We start from the raw sequence: 16,972 nt of genomic DNA, 5'->3' as shown, positions 1-16,972 counted from the left end.
TTTCATCTTTGACTCAGAGGTTACTGCCATGAGCCAGCAAGTCTGGAAACTTGTCATTATCACGGAGGAGATCTTGTTGAAAAAGGTCTCTAAAATCATCAAAGAGGCCGGAGCCAGCGGCTACACCGTTCTGGCTGCGGCCGGTGAAGGCAGCCGCAACGTTCGCTCCACAGGCGAGCCCAGTGTGTCTCATGCCTACTCCAATATCAAATTTGAGGTGTTGACAGCGTCCCGTGAGCTGGCCGACCAGATTCAGGACAAAGTGGTCGCCAAGTACTTCGACGATTATTCGTGTATCACCTACATCTCCACAGTCGAAGCGCTGCGGGCGCATAAGTTCTGATCTTGCGATTCTGAACTCTCCTTTCTTCACTCTTCATAGCGTTTAATTGAGCCCCGCTCGCGTCTTCTCCGCTGGCGGGGCTTCCCCATGCGATTCCACACCCAGCCAGGAGGGCGTTCAACAGCTTCACCGTTGCTGCGGGTTGTGCGGCACCCTCTCCATCTCCTCGTCTTTGTCAGCCCCGTTGCGTCCACCGCGTGGGGCCTGAGGCGAGGACGACCCGCTGGCCATGGGATCCAGCCGGTCGCCGAGCCAGGCCACCGGCAGCATGGCCAGCATGGCCAGAGCGCACAGCAGCCACTGGGAACCGCTGAGCGCCGCGGTGGCGAAGAAGCGGTTCATCCAGGAGGCCTGGCTGAACAGCACCTGCAGCAGCAGGGCCAGGCTGATTCCCCCCAGCAGCATGGGCATCCGCACCCACTGGCGCCAGCCCGTCTTGCTCGCCTGGCTCAGGCTCAGCAGGTACACCACCTGGGCCAGCACCAGGGTCTGAATGGCGATGGTGCGGGCCAGCTCCAGCGAGCCGCCCCTGGCCGACACGCCCAGAAACACTCCAAAGATCAGCATCCAGTAGAAGGCCGACACCATCAGCACCCGCCGCACCAGGGGGCCGTTGAGCAGCGGCTGGCCCGGCGGCCGGGGTGGCTGCTCCATCAGCCGCGGTGGCTGCGGCTCGAAGGCGAGCGGCACCGACAGGCTGAGGGAGCAGACCATGTTCAGCCACAGCACCTGCAGGGCTGTCACCGGCAGCTCCAGACCCAGCAGGGCGCCGAGCAGGATCGTCATCGAGGCGCCGCCGTTCACCGGCAGCACGAAGGCCAGGGTCTTGCGCAGGTTGAGGTACACGGCCCGTCCCTCCTCCACCGCCGCCTCGATCGTGGCGAAGTTGTCGTCGGTGAGCAGCATGTCGGCCGCCTCGCGGGCCACCTCGGTGCCGCTCCGGCCCATGGCGATGCCGATGTCCGCCTGCTTCAGGGCGGGGGCGTCGTTGACGCCATCGCCGGTCATGGCGACCACGGCGCCCCGGGCCTGCAGGGCCTGCACCAGGGCCAGCTTCTGGGCCGGGGCCACGCGGGCGAAGACATCGGTGCGCTCGGCCAGCGCCTGCAGCTCCTCGGCAGGGCAGCCCTCCAGCTCGCGCCCCTCCACGGCCTGCACGGCACCGCCGCGCCCCAGGCCCAGCTCGGCGGCCACCCAGCGGGCGGTGTCGCGGTGGTCACCGGTGATCATCTTCACGGTGATGCCGGCCTTCTGGCAGGCCCGCACGGCCGAGAGGGCCTCGGGCCGCGGCGGATCCAGCATGCCCTGCAGGCCGAGGAACACCAGGCTGCCGCTGAGGTGCTCATGGGCCAGCTGCTGCAGCCGGGGCTCGGCCTGACCCACCGCGAAGGCCAGCACCCGCTGACCCTGGCGGGCCATGGCGCTCACCGCCGTGGCAATGGCGGCGGGATCGAGGGGTTCCTCGCGGCCGTCGGCGGCCAGCTGGGCCCGGCAGCGGCTCAGCACCGCCTCCACCGACCCCTTGAGCAGGATGCGCTGATCGCCGTGCAGCGTGGCCATGAACTGCTGCTCCGAAGCGAAGGGAATGGCGTCGCGGCGGGGATGGCGATCCAGCGCCTGCTGCCGGTCGAGCCCTGCGGTGGCGGCGGACTGGAGCAGGGCCGTCTCGGTGGGATCCCCCACCAGCCCCTGCTGACGGCTGGGGCGGGCGTCGTTGCAGAGCAGACCGGCCAGCAGGGTTTCGCGCAGGGCCAGGTTGCGGCTGAGGGGGTCCTGGTGGCCAGCGGGCTCAGGGCCGGAGGACGGGGAGGCGGCTGCCGGCTCCAGCGCCACCGGCCAGAGCTGGCCCAGGCTCCAGCACTCGCCCCCGGCGTAGATCTCCATCACCGTCATCCGGTTCTGGGTGAGGGTGCCGGTCTTGTCGGAGCAGATCACGGTGGTGCTGCCGAGGGCTTCCACCGCCGGCAGCTTGCGGATGATGGCGTTGCGGCGGGCCATGCGGTTCACCCCGATCGCCAGGGTGATCGTGACGATGGCGGGGAGCTCCTCCGGGATGGCCCCCACGGCGAGGGCCACGGCGCCATCGAACATCTCCGCGGCGGCCCGGCCGCGGGCCACCCCCACCAGGAAGGTGAGCCCCGCCAGGGCCAGCACCAGCTGCAGCAGCGTGTGGGTGAAGCCCTCGAACTTGCGGGTGAGCGGCGTGCTGAGGTTGACCTGTTCGGCGAGGGAGTGGGAGATCTGCCCCACTTCGGTGGCGTTGCCGGTGGCCACCACCAGGCCGAGGGCCTGCCCGGCGGTGACCAGGCTGCCGGCGTAGGCCATGCCGTGGCGATCGGCCAGTGGGGTGTCGCCGGCCACGGGCTCGGTGGTCTTGAACACCGGCAGCGATTCGCCCGTGAGCCCGGATTCATCCACCCTCAGCTCCCGTGCCGTCAGCAGCCGCAGGTCGGCCGGCACCTTGTTGCCCGCCTCCAGCTGCACCACATCGCCGGGCACCAGCTGTTCCGAGGCGAGCCGCTGGCGCGCACCATCCCGCAGCACCTCCACCTGGGTGCGCACCGAGCGGGCCAGGGCGGCGATGGCGGTTTCAGCCTTGTTCTCCTGCACGTAGCCGATCACGGCGTTGATCACCGTGACGCTCCAGATCACCCACGCCTCGGTGGGTTCGCCCAGCAGCAGCTTCACGCCGCCCACGGTGAGCAGCGTGTAGAGCAGCGGATCGTTGAACTGGCCGAGGAAGCGCAGCCACGCCGGCCTCGCCCGGCGTTCGCTCAGCTGGTTGAGGCCCCACGCCTGCAACCGCCGCTCGGCCTCCTCAGCGCTCAGTCCGCGGCCGGGATCGCTGGCCAGGGCCTCCAGCAGGTTGGCCGTGCCCGTGGCATGGGCCTGGGCCAGGTCGGCGGCCATGGCAGGGTCAAGGCACCCGGATGGCGCTGCCGGCAGGGGAACCTTCGGCACGGGACATCCAGGTGCGACCGGCTCCAGTGTGGCGGCTCCTGGTCGAGCCCGCCGAGCCCGCTCCCGCCCCTGGGCCAGCATGGGGCTTGCACTGAGCACCGGAGCGGCCCCAGGGAGATCCGGTGGCGTGGAGAGCGCTGATGACCACTTCCCTGACACTGCTGGGCGACAGCCTCGTGGATTCCGGCAATGTCGCCGCCCTGGCCTCCCTGGTGGGCCGGAACCCCTTTGCGGGGCGCCGCTACGCCGGGGGCGGCAACGTGAAGGCCTCGAATGGGCCGGTGCTGGCCGAGCACATCGCCCGCCGGCTCGGCGCCCGCCTCGCCTCCCAGGCACGGCTCAACCTGCTCAGCCTCCCCCTCAGCACCCTCACGGGCGGGGTGGATCCGGATGTCCAGCTCTGGAACTACGCCTATGCAGGAGCGACCTCCGGGCTCCGGGGCTCGCGCCGTGCCGGCCTGGCCGGGTTCCGCCTCGGCCTGCGGTCCCAGGCACGGGCCTTCGCCGACAGCGCCCCGTTCCGATCCGATCGCGATGCCCTGATCGTGGCCGGCAGCAACGACATCCTCGATCAGGTGCAGCGTCCAGCGGTGCTTCGGGCGATGCGCAGCCGCCGCCGCGGCGACGACAGGCGGCTGCGCAACCGCCTGGCCGGTCGGATCGCGGCCAACATCCAGGGGTCCGTGGACCTCCTCACGGGCCAGGGCATCGATGAGACCGTGATCCTGGGCATCGCCCCGCTGAGCCGTACCCCCTTCGTGCGCTCCCAGGCCCGAGGCCTCGGCGGCAGGACGGGCCGGCGGCTGCGCCGCTTCGTCGACCAGACGGCCCGCGGGGTGAACCGCCGCCTGAGTGGCCGCTACAACACCGCCGTTGACGATGACGTGCTGGTGGTGGATGGCTTCCCGGTGTGGAACAGCGTGGCTGCTCCCCGCTTCCTCGACGACGTGCACCCCCGAACCGGTACCGCCGACCAGCTGGCCGCCGACGTGGTGCGCCGGCTGGCGGCCTCCGCAGAGCTCAGCAGCTACGGGTTCTCCGCCTGACGCTCCTGCCCGGCCTGCTCCGTTCCAGGGGGCTCCCCAGGCGCCTGATGCAGCACCATCTGCGGGAACGGGATGGCGATGCCCTCGCGCCGGAAGGCCTGCCACACGGCCGTGTTCACGGCGCTGCTCACCGAGATGTTCTGGAGCGGATCGCTGATCCAGAACCGCACGGCGTACTGGATCGCGGAGTCGCCGTAGCCCATCACCAGTCCCTTCGGGGCAGGGCTGGCCAGCACCCCCGTCACCGCCGCGGCGGTGCGCTCCAGCAGGGCGATCACCACGGCGGGATCGTGCTGGTAGGCCGCCCCCACCAGCACCTGGCCGCGGCGCAGCCGGTCGGTGCCCGTGTAGGTGATCGTGGGTGTGGTGAAGAACGTCTGATTGGGGATCACCAGCTCGGCGTTGTCGCGGTCGCGCCAGAGCACGGCGGCCCGAAGACCCAGGCGCCGCACCTCACAGGGATCGCCATCGATGAACAGCACGTCACCCGGCCGCACCGAGCCCTCGAACAGCAGCCACAGGCCGCTGATGAAGTTCGAGAACACCTCCTTCACGCCGAAGCCCAGCCCCACGGAGAGCCCGCCGGCCACCGCCACGATGGCGGTGCGGTTGAAGCCCACCTGATCCAGCGTCCAGATCACGCCCAGGCCCACGAGGGCGTACTGGAGCACCAGAGCCAGGGCCCGCCGGCCGCTGTCGCTCACGCCGATCAGCCGCTGCACCAGGCGGGCCAGGGCCTTGGTGGGCGGGCCCGATCCCATCAGCAGCAGATAGAGCACCAGCAGGGCCTGGAACAGCTGGCCGGCGGTGAGTTCGTTGCCGAACCACGAGCCCATCGGGATCAGGGCCAGGTTGCGGCGGGAATCCACCTCCTGCACCAGCAGCAGGAAGGCCACAAGCAGATAGAGCGGCCGCAGCAGGCCGGTGTCCAGCTGCTGCAACTGTTCGGCCGGCATCGAGCGGGCCAGTCGCCGGCGCAGCGCCGAGAGGCCGAACCAGCCGGCCGTGAGCAGCACCAGCAGCAACACCAGCCGGTGGGGCCTGGCCAGGGCAGCCAGCAGCGCTGCGTACAGCGCCAGGCTTCCCAGCAGCACCCAGCGGCGCCGGATCCGGCTCTGCGGCGACGTTCCGCCGCGGCGCCCCCACGCCATGTAGAGGCCCACGGCCAGCCCGGTGCCCAACAGCTGGAACAGCACCGCCGGGCGCTCCAGGTATCCCAGCCAGCCGGCGGTCTCCAGCAGCAGGTCACCCATCGAAGCCACCTCCGGCGGCGGGTGCCCCCTGCTCCAGGGCCCGGATCAGGGCCTGGGTAGCGGCGGCGCTGTCGAGTTCCCCGTACATGAACAGGGTGAGGATGCGGTTCAGCCCCTGTTTTCTGCCGCGCAGGGCGATGAGGGGCTCCGTCTGGGGCTGGGCTGCTTCAGCCTGCTGCTGGGCCGCCAGCAGGGCGGCCAGGTTGGCCGAACTCGCCACGGGCAGGCTGGCGGAGCGGATCACCGGCAGCAGGCCCTCCGTCTGGATGGTGAAGCCCCGCTGCACCGGTGGATTGAGGGTGAAGCGCGTCAGCTCCTGGGCAGCGGCCCGCTGCCGGCTGCTGGAATTGCGTCCGAAGCCCCACACCCGCACGGTGGAGAGCGGGCTGGGGGCGCCGCCCGGCCCTGCCGGCAGGGGAGCCAGACCCAGATGGGGCCCCAGCGCATCCCGCAGCAGGGCCCCATCCTGGCTGCGGCAGCTGATCCAGTCGAACTGTCCGGTTCGCAGCCCCTGCACGAGCTGGGCGTGGGTGGGCAGGAAGCGGATGCGCAGCTGCAGCCCGGCGTTGCGGAGCCAGTCGAGCCAGCTGCGGATCGACCGCTGCCGCTCCGGCGTGGCCCCTCCGCCGCGACTCAGGGCCGCCACGCTCTCCAGCGCTCCCAGGCTTCCCATCGTCCAGCCGAGGCTGCCCAGATCGAGGCCGAGGCCGATGCGTTGTCCCCGGCTGCTGGCCTCCAGCAGTTCGGCCAGCGTCGTCGGTGCGGCCTTGAGGCGGCGCCGGTCGAAGCAGGCCAGCTGGGGTTCCAGGCCCACCGGCATGGCAAACCACTGGTTCGGTGTGGCCTGCACGTAGGGGATCAGCTCAGGCCTCAAGAGGCCGCTGGCGGGGTTGGGCAGGTCAATCGGAGCGAGCAGCTGCTCGGCATGCAGGCGTTCAGCCGTGAGGCCATCCACCAGCACGAGGTCGGGGCCCAGGCCGCTGTGGGTGCGGCGCTGCACCTCCTGGATCACCTGCTCGTTGTCGAACACCAGCACCTGCAGCTGCACCCCGGGGCGCACGTCCTGGAAGGCCTGCTGCAGCTGATCGAACTGTTCGCGCAGCCGCTTCTGGCTCACCAGATCGGTCTGGCGATCGAGCGCCTTCTCCAGGCCGACGGCGATGTAAAGGGTGGTGTGGAGTCCGCCGCCGCCGAGCGGATCGGCTCCGGCGGCCGGCCCGGTGCCGGGCTGCCGCTGCTGGCAGCCCGCCAGCAGCGCAGGCAGGGTCAGCCCGGCCAACGCCAGAACCGGCGTCACCTGCCGGCAGCGTCGCGGGGCAGACCGGGTGGCCACCGGCGGCCCCTAGTCCTCCGGGTAGAGCAGGCCGTCCAGCTCTTCGGGGTCCACGTCGTAGACGCGGGCCAGGGTGGTCTCGATGGCGCTGGTCACCACATCCGGCAGGAAGCGCATGGCGTTGATCGCGTCATCGGCGATCTCGTCGGTGAGCATGGGTTCACCGCCCAGCTTCTCGTCGTTGATCACGGCCATCACCCAGCTCTGGTAAGCGGTGACCAGATCGGCGAACTCGAGCTCCGGGTCATTGAGATCCAGGGCCATCGGGCGTCTCCAGGGACGTTGCCTCTGCAGTTTGCCCACTGGCGAGGATGGGTGTGCAGATGCCGGCGCCTGCCATGACCGACCCGACCGCCGTTGCCGGCCCCGAGGCTGCCGCCGTGCCCGAGGCCTCCAGGCTTCAGGCCACCCTGTTCGAGTTCGCCATCACCGAGCTGGTGCGGCAGCACCGGGAGAGCTTCCAGCCGGTGTGGAGCGCCGAGGGCTGGGCCAAGCTGCTGATCTGGCTGGCCCTCAACTGCGGCTGCTCCGGCGATCAGGCCAGCCTCGTGGCCTTTGCCGCGGCCCTGGGGCCCGCCCTGCGCGCCCGCATGCGACGGGTGTACTTCGAGCGGGAACTGGGCGATCTGGATCTCCAGGTGATGGCCGATCCGGCCGAGGCCCAGGTGCTGGTGCTGCCGCTGGCCCCGGGTGGGGAGCCCCTCAGCCTGGAGCGGGCGGCCGCGGCGGTGGAGCGGGTGGGCCTGGGGGCGAGGCTGGGCTCCGACCGCAGCCGCTGGCGCTGTCTGGAGGCGGCGGTGGCCATTCCCTGGGCGGAGCCCGCCATGCCCCCCGACGCCGGACGGCAGCCATGAACCTGATCGCCAGCTACCGCAATGCCGGCTACGAAGCCGTGGCCGATGCGGTGGTCGCCTTCTTCGATCGCCGCACCGATCTGCAGCGGCCAGGGGTGGCCTTCGGTCCCGAGGTCGGGGGGGAGGACCCGTCCGCCCAGGCCCCCGCCAAGGTGTCCACCGACATCAGCCTGGTGGCGATCGACCGCAGCGATCCGGAGGCCTTCGCCCTGGCGGAGGTGATCCTGCGCGGTGTCAACGCCGGCCTGGCCCAGTACCTCAGGGAACGACCGCTGCTGGCCCAGTGCTGCCCGGATCAGAGCGTGTTCGTGAACCCGATCTTCAACCTGCAGCGCTACGCGCCCGGCGAGGGCTTCCATGCCTGGCACTGCGACTGGACCCTCAGCGACGAGGCCACCGAACCCCAGGCCCGGGTGCTGGCCTGGATCCTCTACGCCAACACCCTGCCGGAGGGTGGCACCGAGTTCCACTGGCAGGGCCACCACGAAGAGGCCGAGCGGGGCAAGCTGCTGATCTTCCCGGCGGGGGTGTCCCACATCCACCGCGGCCGGGTGAGCCACAGCCACACCAAGACCATCGCCACCGGCTGGATCAATGGCGGCCGGCTGGACGACTACCTGCGGCGGCTGGCCGCCGAGCCCTGAGTGGCGCGCCAGGCGCGGCTGTCCTGTGGGCCGGAGTTGTGATGGTTTGTTCAGGGCCTGATCCCCTCTTGCGGTGGGGCTGCATACGTTGCGGGGACACCCTGAACCGTGTCTCGGATGGCCTCCAAGGAATACCGGCCCGGCACGGCCTTCCCCGGCGTGATCGGCCGCACGGCCGATGTCTCCACCCCGGCCTGGCCTGAGCCGATCCGCGCTCCGGAGGGCAGCCCCAACGTGCTGTTCATCGTGATGGACGACACGGGCTTCGGGCAGCTCGGCTGCTACGGCAGCCCGATCGCCACCCCCCACATCGATGCCCTGGCGGCCGAAGGGCTGCGCTTCAGCAACATGCACACAACGGCGCTGTGCTCGCCGTCGCGCTCCTGCATGCTCACGGGCCGCAACCACCACTCCAACGGGCTGGCCTGCATCACCGAGGGGTCGATGGGGTACCCCGGCTCCAACGGCTACATCCCGTTCGAGAACGGCTTCCTCTCCGAGATCCTGCTGCAGAAGGGCTACAACACCTACGCGGTGGGCAAGTGGCACCTCACGCCGGCCGAAGCCACCTCGGCAGCCGGTCCCTACGACCGCTGGCCCCTCGGACGGGGCTTCGAGCGCTACTACGGTTTCCTGGGGGGCGACACCCACCAGTACTACCCCGAGCTGGTGCGGGACAACACCCAGGTGGAACCCCCCGCCACCCCCGAGCAGGGCTACCACCTCACCCCGGATCTGGTGACGCAGGCCAAGGCGATGATCGCCGACGCCAAGCAGGTGGCCCCCAACAAGCCCTTCTTCCTCTACTTCGCCACCGGCGCCATGCACGCGCCGCACCATGTGCCGAAGGACTGGGCCGACAAGTACAAGGGGCAGTTCGACGACGGCTGGGACGCCTACCGCCAGAAGGTGTTCGCCCGGCAGAAGGAACTCGGCATCATCCCGCCCAACACCGTGCTGTCACGCCACGATCCCGACGTGCCCGACTGGGATGCCCTGTCGGAGGAGGAGCGGCGCCTCTACGCCCGGATGATGGAGGTGTTCGCGGGCTTCCTCGAGCACACCGATCACCACATCGGCGAACTGATCGCGTTCCTCAAGCAACTGGGGGAGTACGACAACACCCTGATCATGCTGATCTCCGACAACGGGGCCAGCTCCGAGGGGGGACCCACCGGTTCGGTGAATGAGGGCAAATTCTTCAACAACGTTCCTGAGAACCTCCAGCAGAACCTTGCCGCCATCGATGACATCGGCGGCCCGAAGTATTTCAACCACTACCCCTGGGGCTGGACCCACGCCGGCAACACGCCATTCCGGCGCTGGAAGCGTGAAACCTACCGGGGCGGCACCAGCGATCCCTTCATCGTGAGCTGGCCGAAGGGCATCGCCGCCCGGGGCGAGATCCGCAGCCAGTACTGCCATGCCATCGACATGCTGCCCACGGTGCTGGAGGCCCTCGGCATCGAGGCGCCGGCGGCGATCAAGGGGGTGACCCAGAGCCCGATCGAGGGATTCAGCCTGTTCGGTTGCTTCAACGACGCGGACGTGCCGAGCCTGCATCGCACCCAGTATTTCGAGATGTTCGGCCACCGCTCCCTGTATCACGAGGGCTGGCGGGCGGTGTGCCCCTGGCCGGGGACGTCCTTCACCGAGTCGGGCCGGCGTTTCGGTGATCCGATCAGCTACGACCAGCTGATCGAGCTCGATGCCCACGGCTGGGAGCTCTACAACCTCGAGGAGGATTTCGCCGAGACCAACAACCTCGCCGCCGCCGAGCGTGAGCGGCTGATCGCCATGATCGGCATGTGGTACGTGGAGGCCGGCCGCTTCAACGTGCTGCCGATCGACAGCCGCGGCACCCAGCGGTTTGGGATCGAACGGCCCCAGATCGCCGTGGATCGCGAGCGCTACATCTACTACCCCGGCACCCAGGTGGTGCCCGGGAATGCGGCTCCCCGCCTGTTGAACCGGCCCCACGCGATCTCGGTGGAAGCCGTGGTGCCCGAGGGAGGTGCCGACGGCGTGCTGTTCAGCATGGGCGGTAATGACGGTGGCTTCGCGTTCTACGTGCAGAACGGCACGCTCACCTACGGCTACAACTATGTGGCCGACACCCACTTCCGAATCACGGCGACGGCACCGATCCCGAGCGGCCATCACATCCTCAGTGTGGAGTTCACCCCCACGGGCCCTGCGGACATCGCCAATGGCAAGGGAACTCCGGCCCACATCACCCTGTTGGTGGACGGCCAGCCCGTGGGTCAGGGCGATCTGCCGGTCACCATCCCCCTCAGCCTGGGCCTGGCATCCGGCGTGGCGGTGGGGGCCGATCCGGGTTCACCCACCATGCCGGACTATCGGCCGCCCTTTGCCTACGCCGGTGTGGTGAAGCGTGCTCTGGTGGACGTCTCCGGGGAACTGGTGGAGAACCAGGAGGAACGGATGAGGATGATCCTGGCGCGGCAGTAGCTGTGGCGCCGGGCGCAGGGGCGCTTTGAGACCATGGGGCCATTGCTCATCCCCCTCCGCAAGCCATGGCTGAGGCCATTCCAGCTCCTGCCATGACTGAGGCCGCCCCCGCCGAGGCCCTCCCCAAGACCTACGACCCGGCTGGCACCGAGGCCCGCTGGCAAGCGGCCTGGGAGGCTGCCGGGGCCTTTCATCCGGATCCTGAGGCGCCGGGTGAACCGTTCTCGGTGGTGATCCCGCCGCCGAACGTGACCGGCAGCCTCCACATGGGCCACGGCTTCGAGACGGCCCTGATCGACACGATCGTGCGCTTCCAGCGGCTGCGGGGCCGCAACGTGCTCTGCCTGCCGGGCACCGACCACGCCTCGATCGCCGTGCAGACGATCCTGGAGAAGCAGATCCAGGCGGAAGGCGGCAGCAAGGACGACCTGGGCCGCGACGCCTTCCTCGAGCGCGCCTGGAGCTGGAAGGCCGAGAGCGGCGGCACCATCGTGGGCCAGCTGCGGCGCCTGGGCTACTCGGTGGACTGGGGCCGCGAGCGCTTCACCCTCGACCCCGGCCTGAGCGCCGCGGTGGCCGAAGCCTTCGTGCGCCTGCACGAGCAGGGGCTGATCTACCGGGGCGAATACCTGGTGAACTGGTGCCCCGCGTCGGGATCGGCGGTGAGCGACCTGGAGGTGGAAACCAAGGAGGTGGACGGCCACCTCTGGCACTTCCGCTATCCGCTCAGCGGCGAGCCCGGCGCTGGCGGCACCGACCACCTGGTGGTGGCCACCACCAGGCCGGAGACGATGCTGGGCGACACCGGCGTGGCTGTCCACCCCGACGACCCCCGCTACAGTGCCCTGGTGGGCCGCAGCCTCACCCTGCCGCTGGTGGGCCGCACGATCCCGATCGTGGCCGATGCCCATGTGGATCCGGCCTTCGGCACGGGATGCGTGAAGGTGACCCCCGCCCACGACCCCAACGACTTCGCCATCGGTGCCCGCCACGGCCTGCCGCTGATCACCGTGATGGCGAAGGACGGCACGATGAACGCCGCCGCCGGCCGCTTCGAGGGCCTGGATCGCTTCGAGGCCCGCAAGGCGGTGGTGGCGGCCATGGAAGCCGAGGGCTTCCTGGTGAAGGTGGAACCGCACCGCCACAGCGTGCCCTGCTCGGATCGTGGCAAGGTGCCTGTGGAGCCGCTGCTCTCCACCCAGTGGTTTGTGAAGGCCGAGCCGCTGGCGGCCCGCTGCCGGGAGGCGCTCGATCAAGGCCAACCCCGCTTCGTGCCGGAGCGCTGGGCCAAGGTGTACCGCGACTGGCTCACCGACATCCGCGACTGGTGCATCAGCCGTCAGCTCTGGTGGGGCCACCGCATCCCCGCCTGGTTCGTGGTGAGCGAGACGGGCGGTGTGATCACCGATGCCACCCCCTACGTGGTGGCCCGCGATGCCGCTGAAGCCGAGGCCAAGGCGGAGGCGCAGTACGGCGCCGCCAGCCGGGCGGCGGGTCGGCAGCTGCAGCTGGAGCAGGACCCCGACGTGCTCGATACCTGGTTCTCCAGCGGCCTCTGGCCCTTCTCCACCCTGGGCTGGCCCGACGACACGAGCGTCGACCTGGCCGCCTGGTACCCCACCAGCGTGCTGGTGACCGGCTTCGACATCATCTTCTTCTGGGTGGCCCGGATGACGATGATGGCCGGCGCCTTCACCGGCCGCATGCCTTTCCGGGACGTCTACATCCACGGCCTGGTGCGGGATGAGAACAACCGCAAGATGAGCAAGTCGGCGGGCAACGGCATCGATCCGCTGCCCCTGATCGAGCGCTACGGCGCCGATGCCCTGCGCTTCGCCCTGGTGCGGGAGGTGGCGGGCGCCGGCCAGGACATCCGCCTCGACTACGACCGCAACGACGGCAGCTCCGGCACGGTGGAGACGGCCCGCAACTTCGCCAACAAGCTCTGGAACGCCACCCGTTTCGCCCTGATGAACCTGGGTGGCGAGACGCCGTCCAGCCTGGGCCGGCCCCTGACCGCCGAGCTGGAGAGCGAGGACCGCTGGATCCTCTCGCGCCTGGCCCGCACCGCCGAACAGGCGGCGGAGCTCTACGGCAGCTACCGGCTCGGCGAGGCGGCCAAGCTGCTTTACGAGTTCGCCTGGAACGACCTCTGCGACCAGTACATCGAATGGGCCAAGCCTCGCCTGGCCGGGGAGGATCCCGCTGCCCGCACGGCGGCGCGCCGGGTGCTGGCCCACAGCCTCGAGGCCCTGCTGGTGATGCTGCACCCGCTGATGCCCCACCTCACCGAGGAGCTCTGGCATGCCGTGACTCGCGCCGAGGCCACGGAGTTCCTGGCCCTGCAGGCCTGGCCCGAGCTGGACGCCGGCTGGATCGATGAGGGCCACGAGCAGGCCTTCCAGTTCGGGATCGAGGCGGTGCGGGCCCTGCGTAACCTCCGCGCGCTTTCGGGGGTGAAGCCCTCGGAGCGGCTGCCGGTGGGGATTCACAGCGGCAGCCCGGAGCGCCAGGGCTTCCTGGAGGCCAACCAGGACAAGATCCTGCGCCTGGTGGGCGGCAGCGACCTCGGCCTGGAGTCCCAGCCCGCGGCGGGTCAGCTGCTCGGCATCGTGGACAGCGACGCCCAGGTGAGCCTGACCGTGCCGGAGCAGAGCCTGGGGGCCCTGCGCAGCCGGCTGGAGAAAGACCTGGCCAAGGCCGAGAAGGAGATCCAGGGGCTGGCCGGCCGCCTCGCCAACCCCAACTTCGCCGGCAAGGCGCCGCCGGAGGTCGTTGCCGCGTGCCGCGCCAACCTGGCGGAAGTCGAAGCCCAGGCCGCGCTGGCCCGGGGGCGGCTGCAGGGGCTGGGCTGAGGGCGGGCCTCCAGGTTGGCTAAGTCGAGGTGCAATCCAGCGCCCTGGAGACGGAATCAAGGAACCTGTCTCCCCGGAGCCAGCCCATCAGCGCCGAAGCCCCGATGACAAGTCCGATCAGGCCGAACTGGAGGGGGCTGGGTGCCGAGCCATCCCCGCTCCAACAAGGCCATGCAGAGCCCTGCTGGCGTAGGACTTCGGGGTGGTGTTCGTGTTCTGCATCCTTTGCTTTGTTTGCATCTTCGGCATCGCTGTCAGCCGCTTCGCTCCAGCCTGACAGCGAACTTCATCGCCATTCCGCCAGTTCCACGGTGATGCCCTCAGGCCCGGAGAGGAAGACCAGCTTGCGGGTGTTGAACGTCATCATCTGATTGCGCAGCTGCACCCCCTTGGCGGTGAGCCTGGCCACCTCGGCCTCAAGGTCGTCGACGGCGAAGCAGATGTGGTTGAAGCCCAGCCTGCAGAGGTTGGCGATCTCCGGGTCTGGGTGCACCTGTGGGTGGTGATACTTGAGCAGCTGCACTTCCAGGCGCGGCGTGGCGTGGGGGAGCACGAGCGTGACGTGTTCGGCCTCGATGCCATCCACTCCCATGTAGCTGGAGAACGTGGGGCCGCTGATCACCAGCGCCTTGTCTTCCTCGAAGCCCAGCAGGGCAAAGAACCGCCTGGCCGCCTCCACGTCCTGCACCACAACGGTGACGTGATCGAAATGGCTCACCATGGTGACGTCTGGCCCCAGCTGGGGTGCATCAGCCTGCTCAGTCTGCGGCCATCGGGCCATCACGGGCCGGATCGACGGGCCCGCCCTGCTGCGGCTCCACGACGCGCTCCTCCGTCTCGGCCCCAGCCTGAGGGCGGAGGTGAGCCGGCTGGCCCGTGGTGGCCGAACTGGAGGGGGCCGAGGCGGCCGTCGCGGGGCTCGAACAGCTTGGGATCCGCCAGGTCACCGTCGGCTACCAGCTGTGGTGTGCCCTGCACGCCCACCTGCTCCTGCGGCGCGGTCGCCGTGAAGAGGCCGCTGCGAGCGGCGTGCTGATCCCTACAGCCCCCGGCGATCCAGAGCATCGGCCAGCCGGGTCACCGCTGAGGCCAGCTGGGCCTGGGTGTCGGGGGCCGCCTCCGCCTCGGCCTTGGCGGCCTCCTTGCGCTTGGCCGCCTCGATGGCCCGCACGATCAGGAACACCACGAAGGCGATCACCAGGAAGTTGATCAGGGCCACCAGCACGGCCCCGGCCGGCCAGGCGCTGATCGATTCCACCTGGGCGGCCTTGAGCACCGGCTCCAGCAGGGTGGTCATCACCAGGCTCACCACCGCGTTCACCACCTGGCTGAAGGCGCCGCCGATCACCACGGCAACGGCGAGATCCACCACGTTGCCCTTGTTGATGAAGGCCTTGAAGTCGGCCAGCAGGCCGGGGCGGCGGGACGGCATGGAGACGCAGTGGATGACTCCCGAAAAGCTAGTGAGCCTGCTGCGCCGTGCAACACCAGACCCGGGTTTCGTGAGGCTCAGCGCTCCGGGTTCTGCTGCCGCTCCAGCAGGGCCTGGAGTCCCGCCTCGAGCGCCGGCGGCAGGTTGATCCTGAGGCTGCCGTCGCCCAGGTGCAGATCCCGCTGCGGGAAGGGCACGGTGATGCCGCGCTCCCTGAGCAGGGCTTCGATCCTGTAGTTCAGGTCGCTCACGATCTCGTACTGGCGCCGGGGCTCCCGCGTCCACACCAGCAGGGTGAAGTTGAGGGAGCTGTCGCCGAAATTGCTGAAGTACACCCGCGGCTGTGGCGATTTCAGAACGGCCGTATTGCCCTTGCAGGCGGCGATCAGGGCCTCGCGCACGGCGGTGGTGTCGGATCCGTAGGCCACCCCCACCGGCACCTGCAGCCGTGACACCGAACTGCCATGGCTCCAGTTGATCACTCGTGACTCGAGAAATTCGGAGTTCGGCACGATGATCGTGACCCGATCGAGGGTGGTGACCTTGGTGCTGCGCAGACCCAGGCTCTCCACCGTGCCCTGCAGATCGCCGATCTCCACGAAGTCGCCCACCTGGATGGGGCGCTCGAAAATGATGATCAGGCCGCTGAGGAAGTTCTTGCTGATCCCCTGCAGCCCCAGGCCCACCCCCACCCCGAGCACGCTGGCGAACAGGGTGAGCGAGGTGAGGTCGAGCCCCCACAGCTGCAGCAGCACCAGCGTGCCCACCAGCAGCAGGCCGTAGCGGGCCACGAAGGCCACCGCCTCCTGGCCGCCCTCGCTCATGCCCGTGTAGCGCAGCACCCGCCGGCGCAGCAGGCTCTGCAGCATCCCCACCGCCTGGGCCAGGGCGATGAACAGCAGCACGAGCACCACCACGTCCTGCAGCGAGTAGCTGCGGGAGCCCAGCGGCAGGAACGGAGCGCTGAGCCAGCGCCGCAGGGCCTCCACCACGCCGGCACTGAGGCTGCGGCTGAGGGGAAACAGATCCATCACCAGGGCCGCGGCCCCCAGCCACACCAGGCTCTGGAGCAGCACGAGGGCGCTGCGCAGCAGGAAGCGGTTGGAGCGGTCGCTGCGCTCCCCTTCGGTGGGCAGGGGCAGGGGGGTCAGCGCCTCGGGGCACCAGCGGCGCCACAGCCTGCGCAGCAGCAGGTGCAGCCCCAGGGCCGCCAGCAGGATCGCCAGCATCCGCGGCAGCATGCGCACCATGTGCTCGGGGGTGCGTTCCTGCCGGGCACGGGCGATGGCCGCCTCCAGCTGGCTCTGCCACTGCTCGGCCTGCTCCCGTGCCTCCAGGCCCTCGGGCACATCCCGTTCCGTCACCGTCACCAGGGTGCGGCCGTTGAGGCTGAGCACCGGCAGGTTGTTGGCCTCCTCCACCGTCACCTGCACCGGGCGCCCTGAGGCCACGGCCTCCTCCAGCCGGCCGTTCACGGTGCTGCTGCGCTGCTCGGCCGTGAGGTTGCGTGAGGGCCAGAGGTTGAACAGGGTGCGCCCATCCAGCAGGATCGGGGCCGGGTTCGCCGTTGCGGTGCCCTGGGCCAGCGCCGGTGTCAGCCCGATCAGCAGCCCCAGCAGCGTCGCCGTGAGTGTCCTCCACAGCCCGACCCGCACGCCCATGGCCCCGCTTCACCGATTCACGTTAGGAACGGGTCAGGGGTCGGCGGCTGCCCCGTGTTGGAAGGGCTGGGTTCCGGTCTGACTGGGGTCGCACAGCCATTGAGCCCCTCCTGGTGTG

The 16,972-nt window shown here is 69.7% G+C and carries 13 protein-coding genes; 6 read left to right on the top strand and 7 right to left on the bottom strand.

Going from position 1 to position 16,972, the window contains the following annotated elements; translation table 11 throughout:
- The first annotated feature begins 28 nt into the window (after positions 1-28).
- The gene (locus tag CPCC7001_RS09240) at positions 29-343 is read left to right on the top strand and encodes a hypothetical protein (protein WP_006910696.1); all 315 of its coding nucleotides are present in this window, start codon (positions 29-31) and stop codon (positions 341-343) included.
- Positions 344-469: 126 nt separating this feature from the next.
- Here the strand turns inward: CPCC7001_RS09240 and CPCC7001_RS09235 are convergent, their stop codons facing one another.
- Positions 470-3,253 carry an HAD-IC family P-type ATPase gene (locus CPCC7001_RS09235; RefSeq protein ID WP_006911073.1) on the bottom strand — a complete coding sequence of 928 codons (2,784 nt, stop codon included), beginning with the start codon at positions 3,251-3,253 and terminating at the stop codon, positions 470-472.
- A 191-nt stretch (positions 3,254-3,444) separates the two neighbouring features.
- On the opposite strand from CPCC7001_RS09235, the gene CPCC7001_RS09230 reads away from it, so the two are divergent.
- Positions 3,445-4,350 carry an SGNH/GDSL hydrolase family protein gene (locus CPCC7001_RS09230; RefSeq protein ID WP_006911376.1) on the top strand — a complete coding sequence of 302 codons (906 nt, stop codon included), beginning with the start codon at positions 3,445-3,447 and terminating at the stop codon, positions 4,348-4,350.
- On the opposite strand, the gene CPCC7001_RS09225 is transcribed toward CPCC7001_RS09230, so the two are convergent.
- From CPCC7001_RS09225 to CPCC7001_RS09215, 3 genes are read right to left on the bottom strand one after another with little or no spacing between them, the layout of a single operon-like run.
- Positions 4,332-5,603, bottom strand: coding sequence for a mechanosensitive ion channel family protein (locus CPCC7001_RS09225; protein ID WP_006909659.1), 1,272 nt, complete (start codon positions 5,601-5,603; stop codon positions 4,332-4,334). The genes CPCC7001_RS09230 and CPCC7001_RS09225 overlap by 19 nt on opposite strands.
- On the bottom strand, positions 5,596-6,900 hold the full coding sequence (locus CPCC7001_RS09220; protein WP_006911039.1) for an ABC transporter substrate-binding protein: 1,305 nt from the start codon (positions 6,898-6,900) through the stop codon (positions 5,596-5,598). Before CPCC7001_RS09220 ends, CPCC7001_RS09225 begins: the two co-directional genes overlap by 8 nt.
- 45 nt (positions 6,901-6,945) lie before the next feature.
- Positions 6,946-7,200 carry a hypothetical protein gene (locus CPCC7001_RS09215; protein WP_006909866.1) on the bottom strand — a complete coding sequence of 85 codons (255 nt, stop codon included), beginning with the start codon at positions 7,198-7,200 and terminating at the stop codon, positions 6,946-6,948.
- Positions 7,201-7,274: 74 nt separating this feature from the next.
- On the opposite strand from CPCC7001_RS09215, the gene CPCC7001_RS09210 reads away from it, so the two are divergent.
- The 4 genes from CPCC7001_RS09210 (at position 7,275) to CPCC7001_RS09195 (ending at position 13,761) form a co-directional block, all read left to right on the top strand.
- Positions 7,275-7,790 carry a hypothetical protein gene (locus CPCC7001_RS09210; protein ID WP_050757224.1) on the top strand — a complete coding sequence of 172 codons (516 nt, stop codon included), beginning with the start codon at positions 7,275-7,277 and terminating at the stop codon, positions 7,788-7,790.
- Positions 7,787-8,434 carry a 2OG-Fe(II) oxygenase gene (locus CPCC7001_RS09205; protein ID WP_006911612.1) on the top strand — a complete coding sequence of 216 codons (648 nt, stop codon included), beginning with the start codon at positions 7,787-7,789 and terminating at the stop codon, positions 8,432-8,434. Before CPCC7001_RS09210 ends, CPCC7001_RS09205 begins: the two co-directional genes overlap by 4 nt.
- A 117-nt stretch (positions 8,435-8,551) precedes the next feature.
- The gene (locus tag CPCC7001_RS09200; RefSeq protein WP_006910731.1) at positions 8,552-10,906 is read left to right on the top strand and encodes an arylsulfatase; all 2,355 of its coding nucleotides are present in this window, start codon (positions 8,552-8,554) and stop codon (positions 10,904-10,906) included.
- Positions 10,907-10,998: 92 nt separating this feature from the next.
- Positions 10,999-13,761, top strand: a complete 2,763-nt coding sequence (locus CPCC7001_RS09195; RefSeq protein ID WP_198006478.1) for a valine--tRNA ligase — start codon at positions 10,999-11,001, stop codon at positions 13,759-13,761.
- Between the two features lie 286 nt (positions 13,762-14,047).
- Here the strand turns inward: CPCC7001_RS09195 and CPCC7001_RS09190 are convergent, their stop codons facing one another.
- The 3 genes from CPCC7001_RS09190 to CPCC7001_RS09180 form a co-directional block, all read right to left on the bottom strand.
- Positions 14,048-14,542, bottom strand: a complete 495-nt coding sequence (locus CPCC7001_RS09190; protein ID WP_225867217.1) for a VOC family protein — start codon at positions 14,540-14,542, stop codon at positions 14,048-14,050.
- Positions 14,543-14,800: 258 nt separating this feature from the next.
- On the bottom strand, positions 14,801-15,193 hold the full coding sequence (gene mscL, locus CPCC7001_RS09185) for a large conductance mechanosensitive channel protein MscL (protein ID WP_006910733.1): 393 nt from the start codon (positions 15,191-15,193) through the stop codon (positions 14,801-14,803).
- A 77-nt stretch (positions 15,194-15,270) separates the two neighbouring features.
- Positions 15,271-16,854, bottom strand: coding sequence for a mechanosensitive ion channel family protein (locus CPCC7001_RS09180; protein WP_006910054.1), 1,584 nt, complete (start codon positions 16,852-16,854; stop codon positions 15,271-15,273).
- Between the last annotated feature and the right edge of the window lie 118 nt (positions 16,855-16,972).

This window comes from Cyanobium sp. PCC 7001 (assembly GCF_000155635.1).
Classification (GTDB): domain Bacteria; phylum Cyanobacteriota; class Cyanobacteriia; order PCC-6307; family Cyanobiaceae; genus NIES-981.
This window is presented reverse-complemented; position numbering and strand designations above follow the sequence as displayed.

Bases quoted from the DNA above. Each gene is read 5' to 3' on its own strand.
- CPCC7001_RS09240 (WP_006910696.1), top strand. From the start codon at position 29: ATGAGCCAGCAAGTCTGGAAACTTGTCATTATCACGGAGGAGATCTTG.
- CPCC7001_RS09235 (WP_006911073.1), bottom strand. From the start codon at position 3,253: ATGGCCGCCGACCTGGCCCAGGCCCATGCCACGGGCACGGCCAACCTG.
- CPCC7001_RS09230 (WP_006911376.1), top strand. From the start codon at position 3,445: ATGACCACTTCCCTGACACTGCTGGGCGACAGCCTCGTGGATTCCGGC.
- CPCC7001_RS09225 (WP_006909659.1), bottom strand. From the start codon at position 5,603: ATGGGTGACCTGCTGCTGGAGACCGCCGGCTGGCTGGGATACCTGGAG.
- CPCC7001_RS09215 (WP_006909866.1), bottom strand. From the start codon at position 7,200: ATGGCCCTGGATCTCAATGACCCGGAGCTCGAGTTCGCCGATCTGGTC.
- CPCC7001_RS09210 (WP_050757224.1), top strand. From the start codon at position 7,275: ATGACCGACCCGACCGCCGTTGCCGGCCCCGAGGCTGCCGCCGTGCCC.
- CPCC7001_RS09205 (WP_006911612.1), top strand. From the start codon at position 7,787: ATGAACCTGATCGCCAGCTACCGCAATGCCGGCTACGAAGCCGTGGCC.
- CPCC7001_RS09200 (WP_006910731.1), top strand. From the start codon at position 8,552: ATGGCCTCCAAGGAATACCGGCCCGGCACGGCCTTCCCCGGCGTGATC.
- CPCC7001_RS09195 (WP_198006478.1), top strand. From the start codon at position 10,999: ATGACTGAGGCCGCCCCCGCCGAGGCCCTCCCCAAGACCTACGACCCG.
- CPCC7001_RS09190 (WP_225867217.1), bottom strand. From the start codon at position 14,542: ATGGCCCGATGGCCGCAGACTGAGCAGGCTGATGCACCCCAGCTGGGG.
- mscL (WP_006910733.1), bottom strand. From the start codon at position 15,193: ATGCCGTCCCGCCGCCCCGGCCTGCTGGCCGACTTCAAGGCCTTCATC.
- CPCC7001_RS09180 (WP_006910054.1), bottom strand. From the start codon at position 16,854: ATGGGCGTGCGGGTCGGGCTGTGGAGGACACTCACGGCGACGCTGCTG.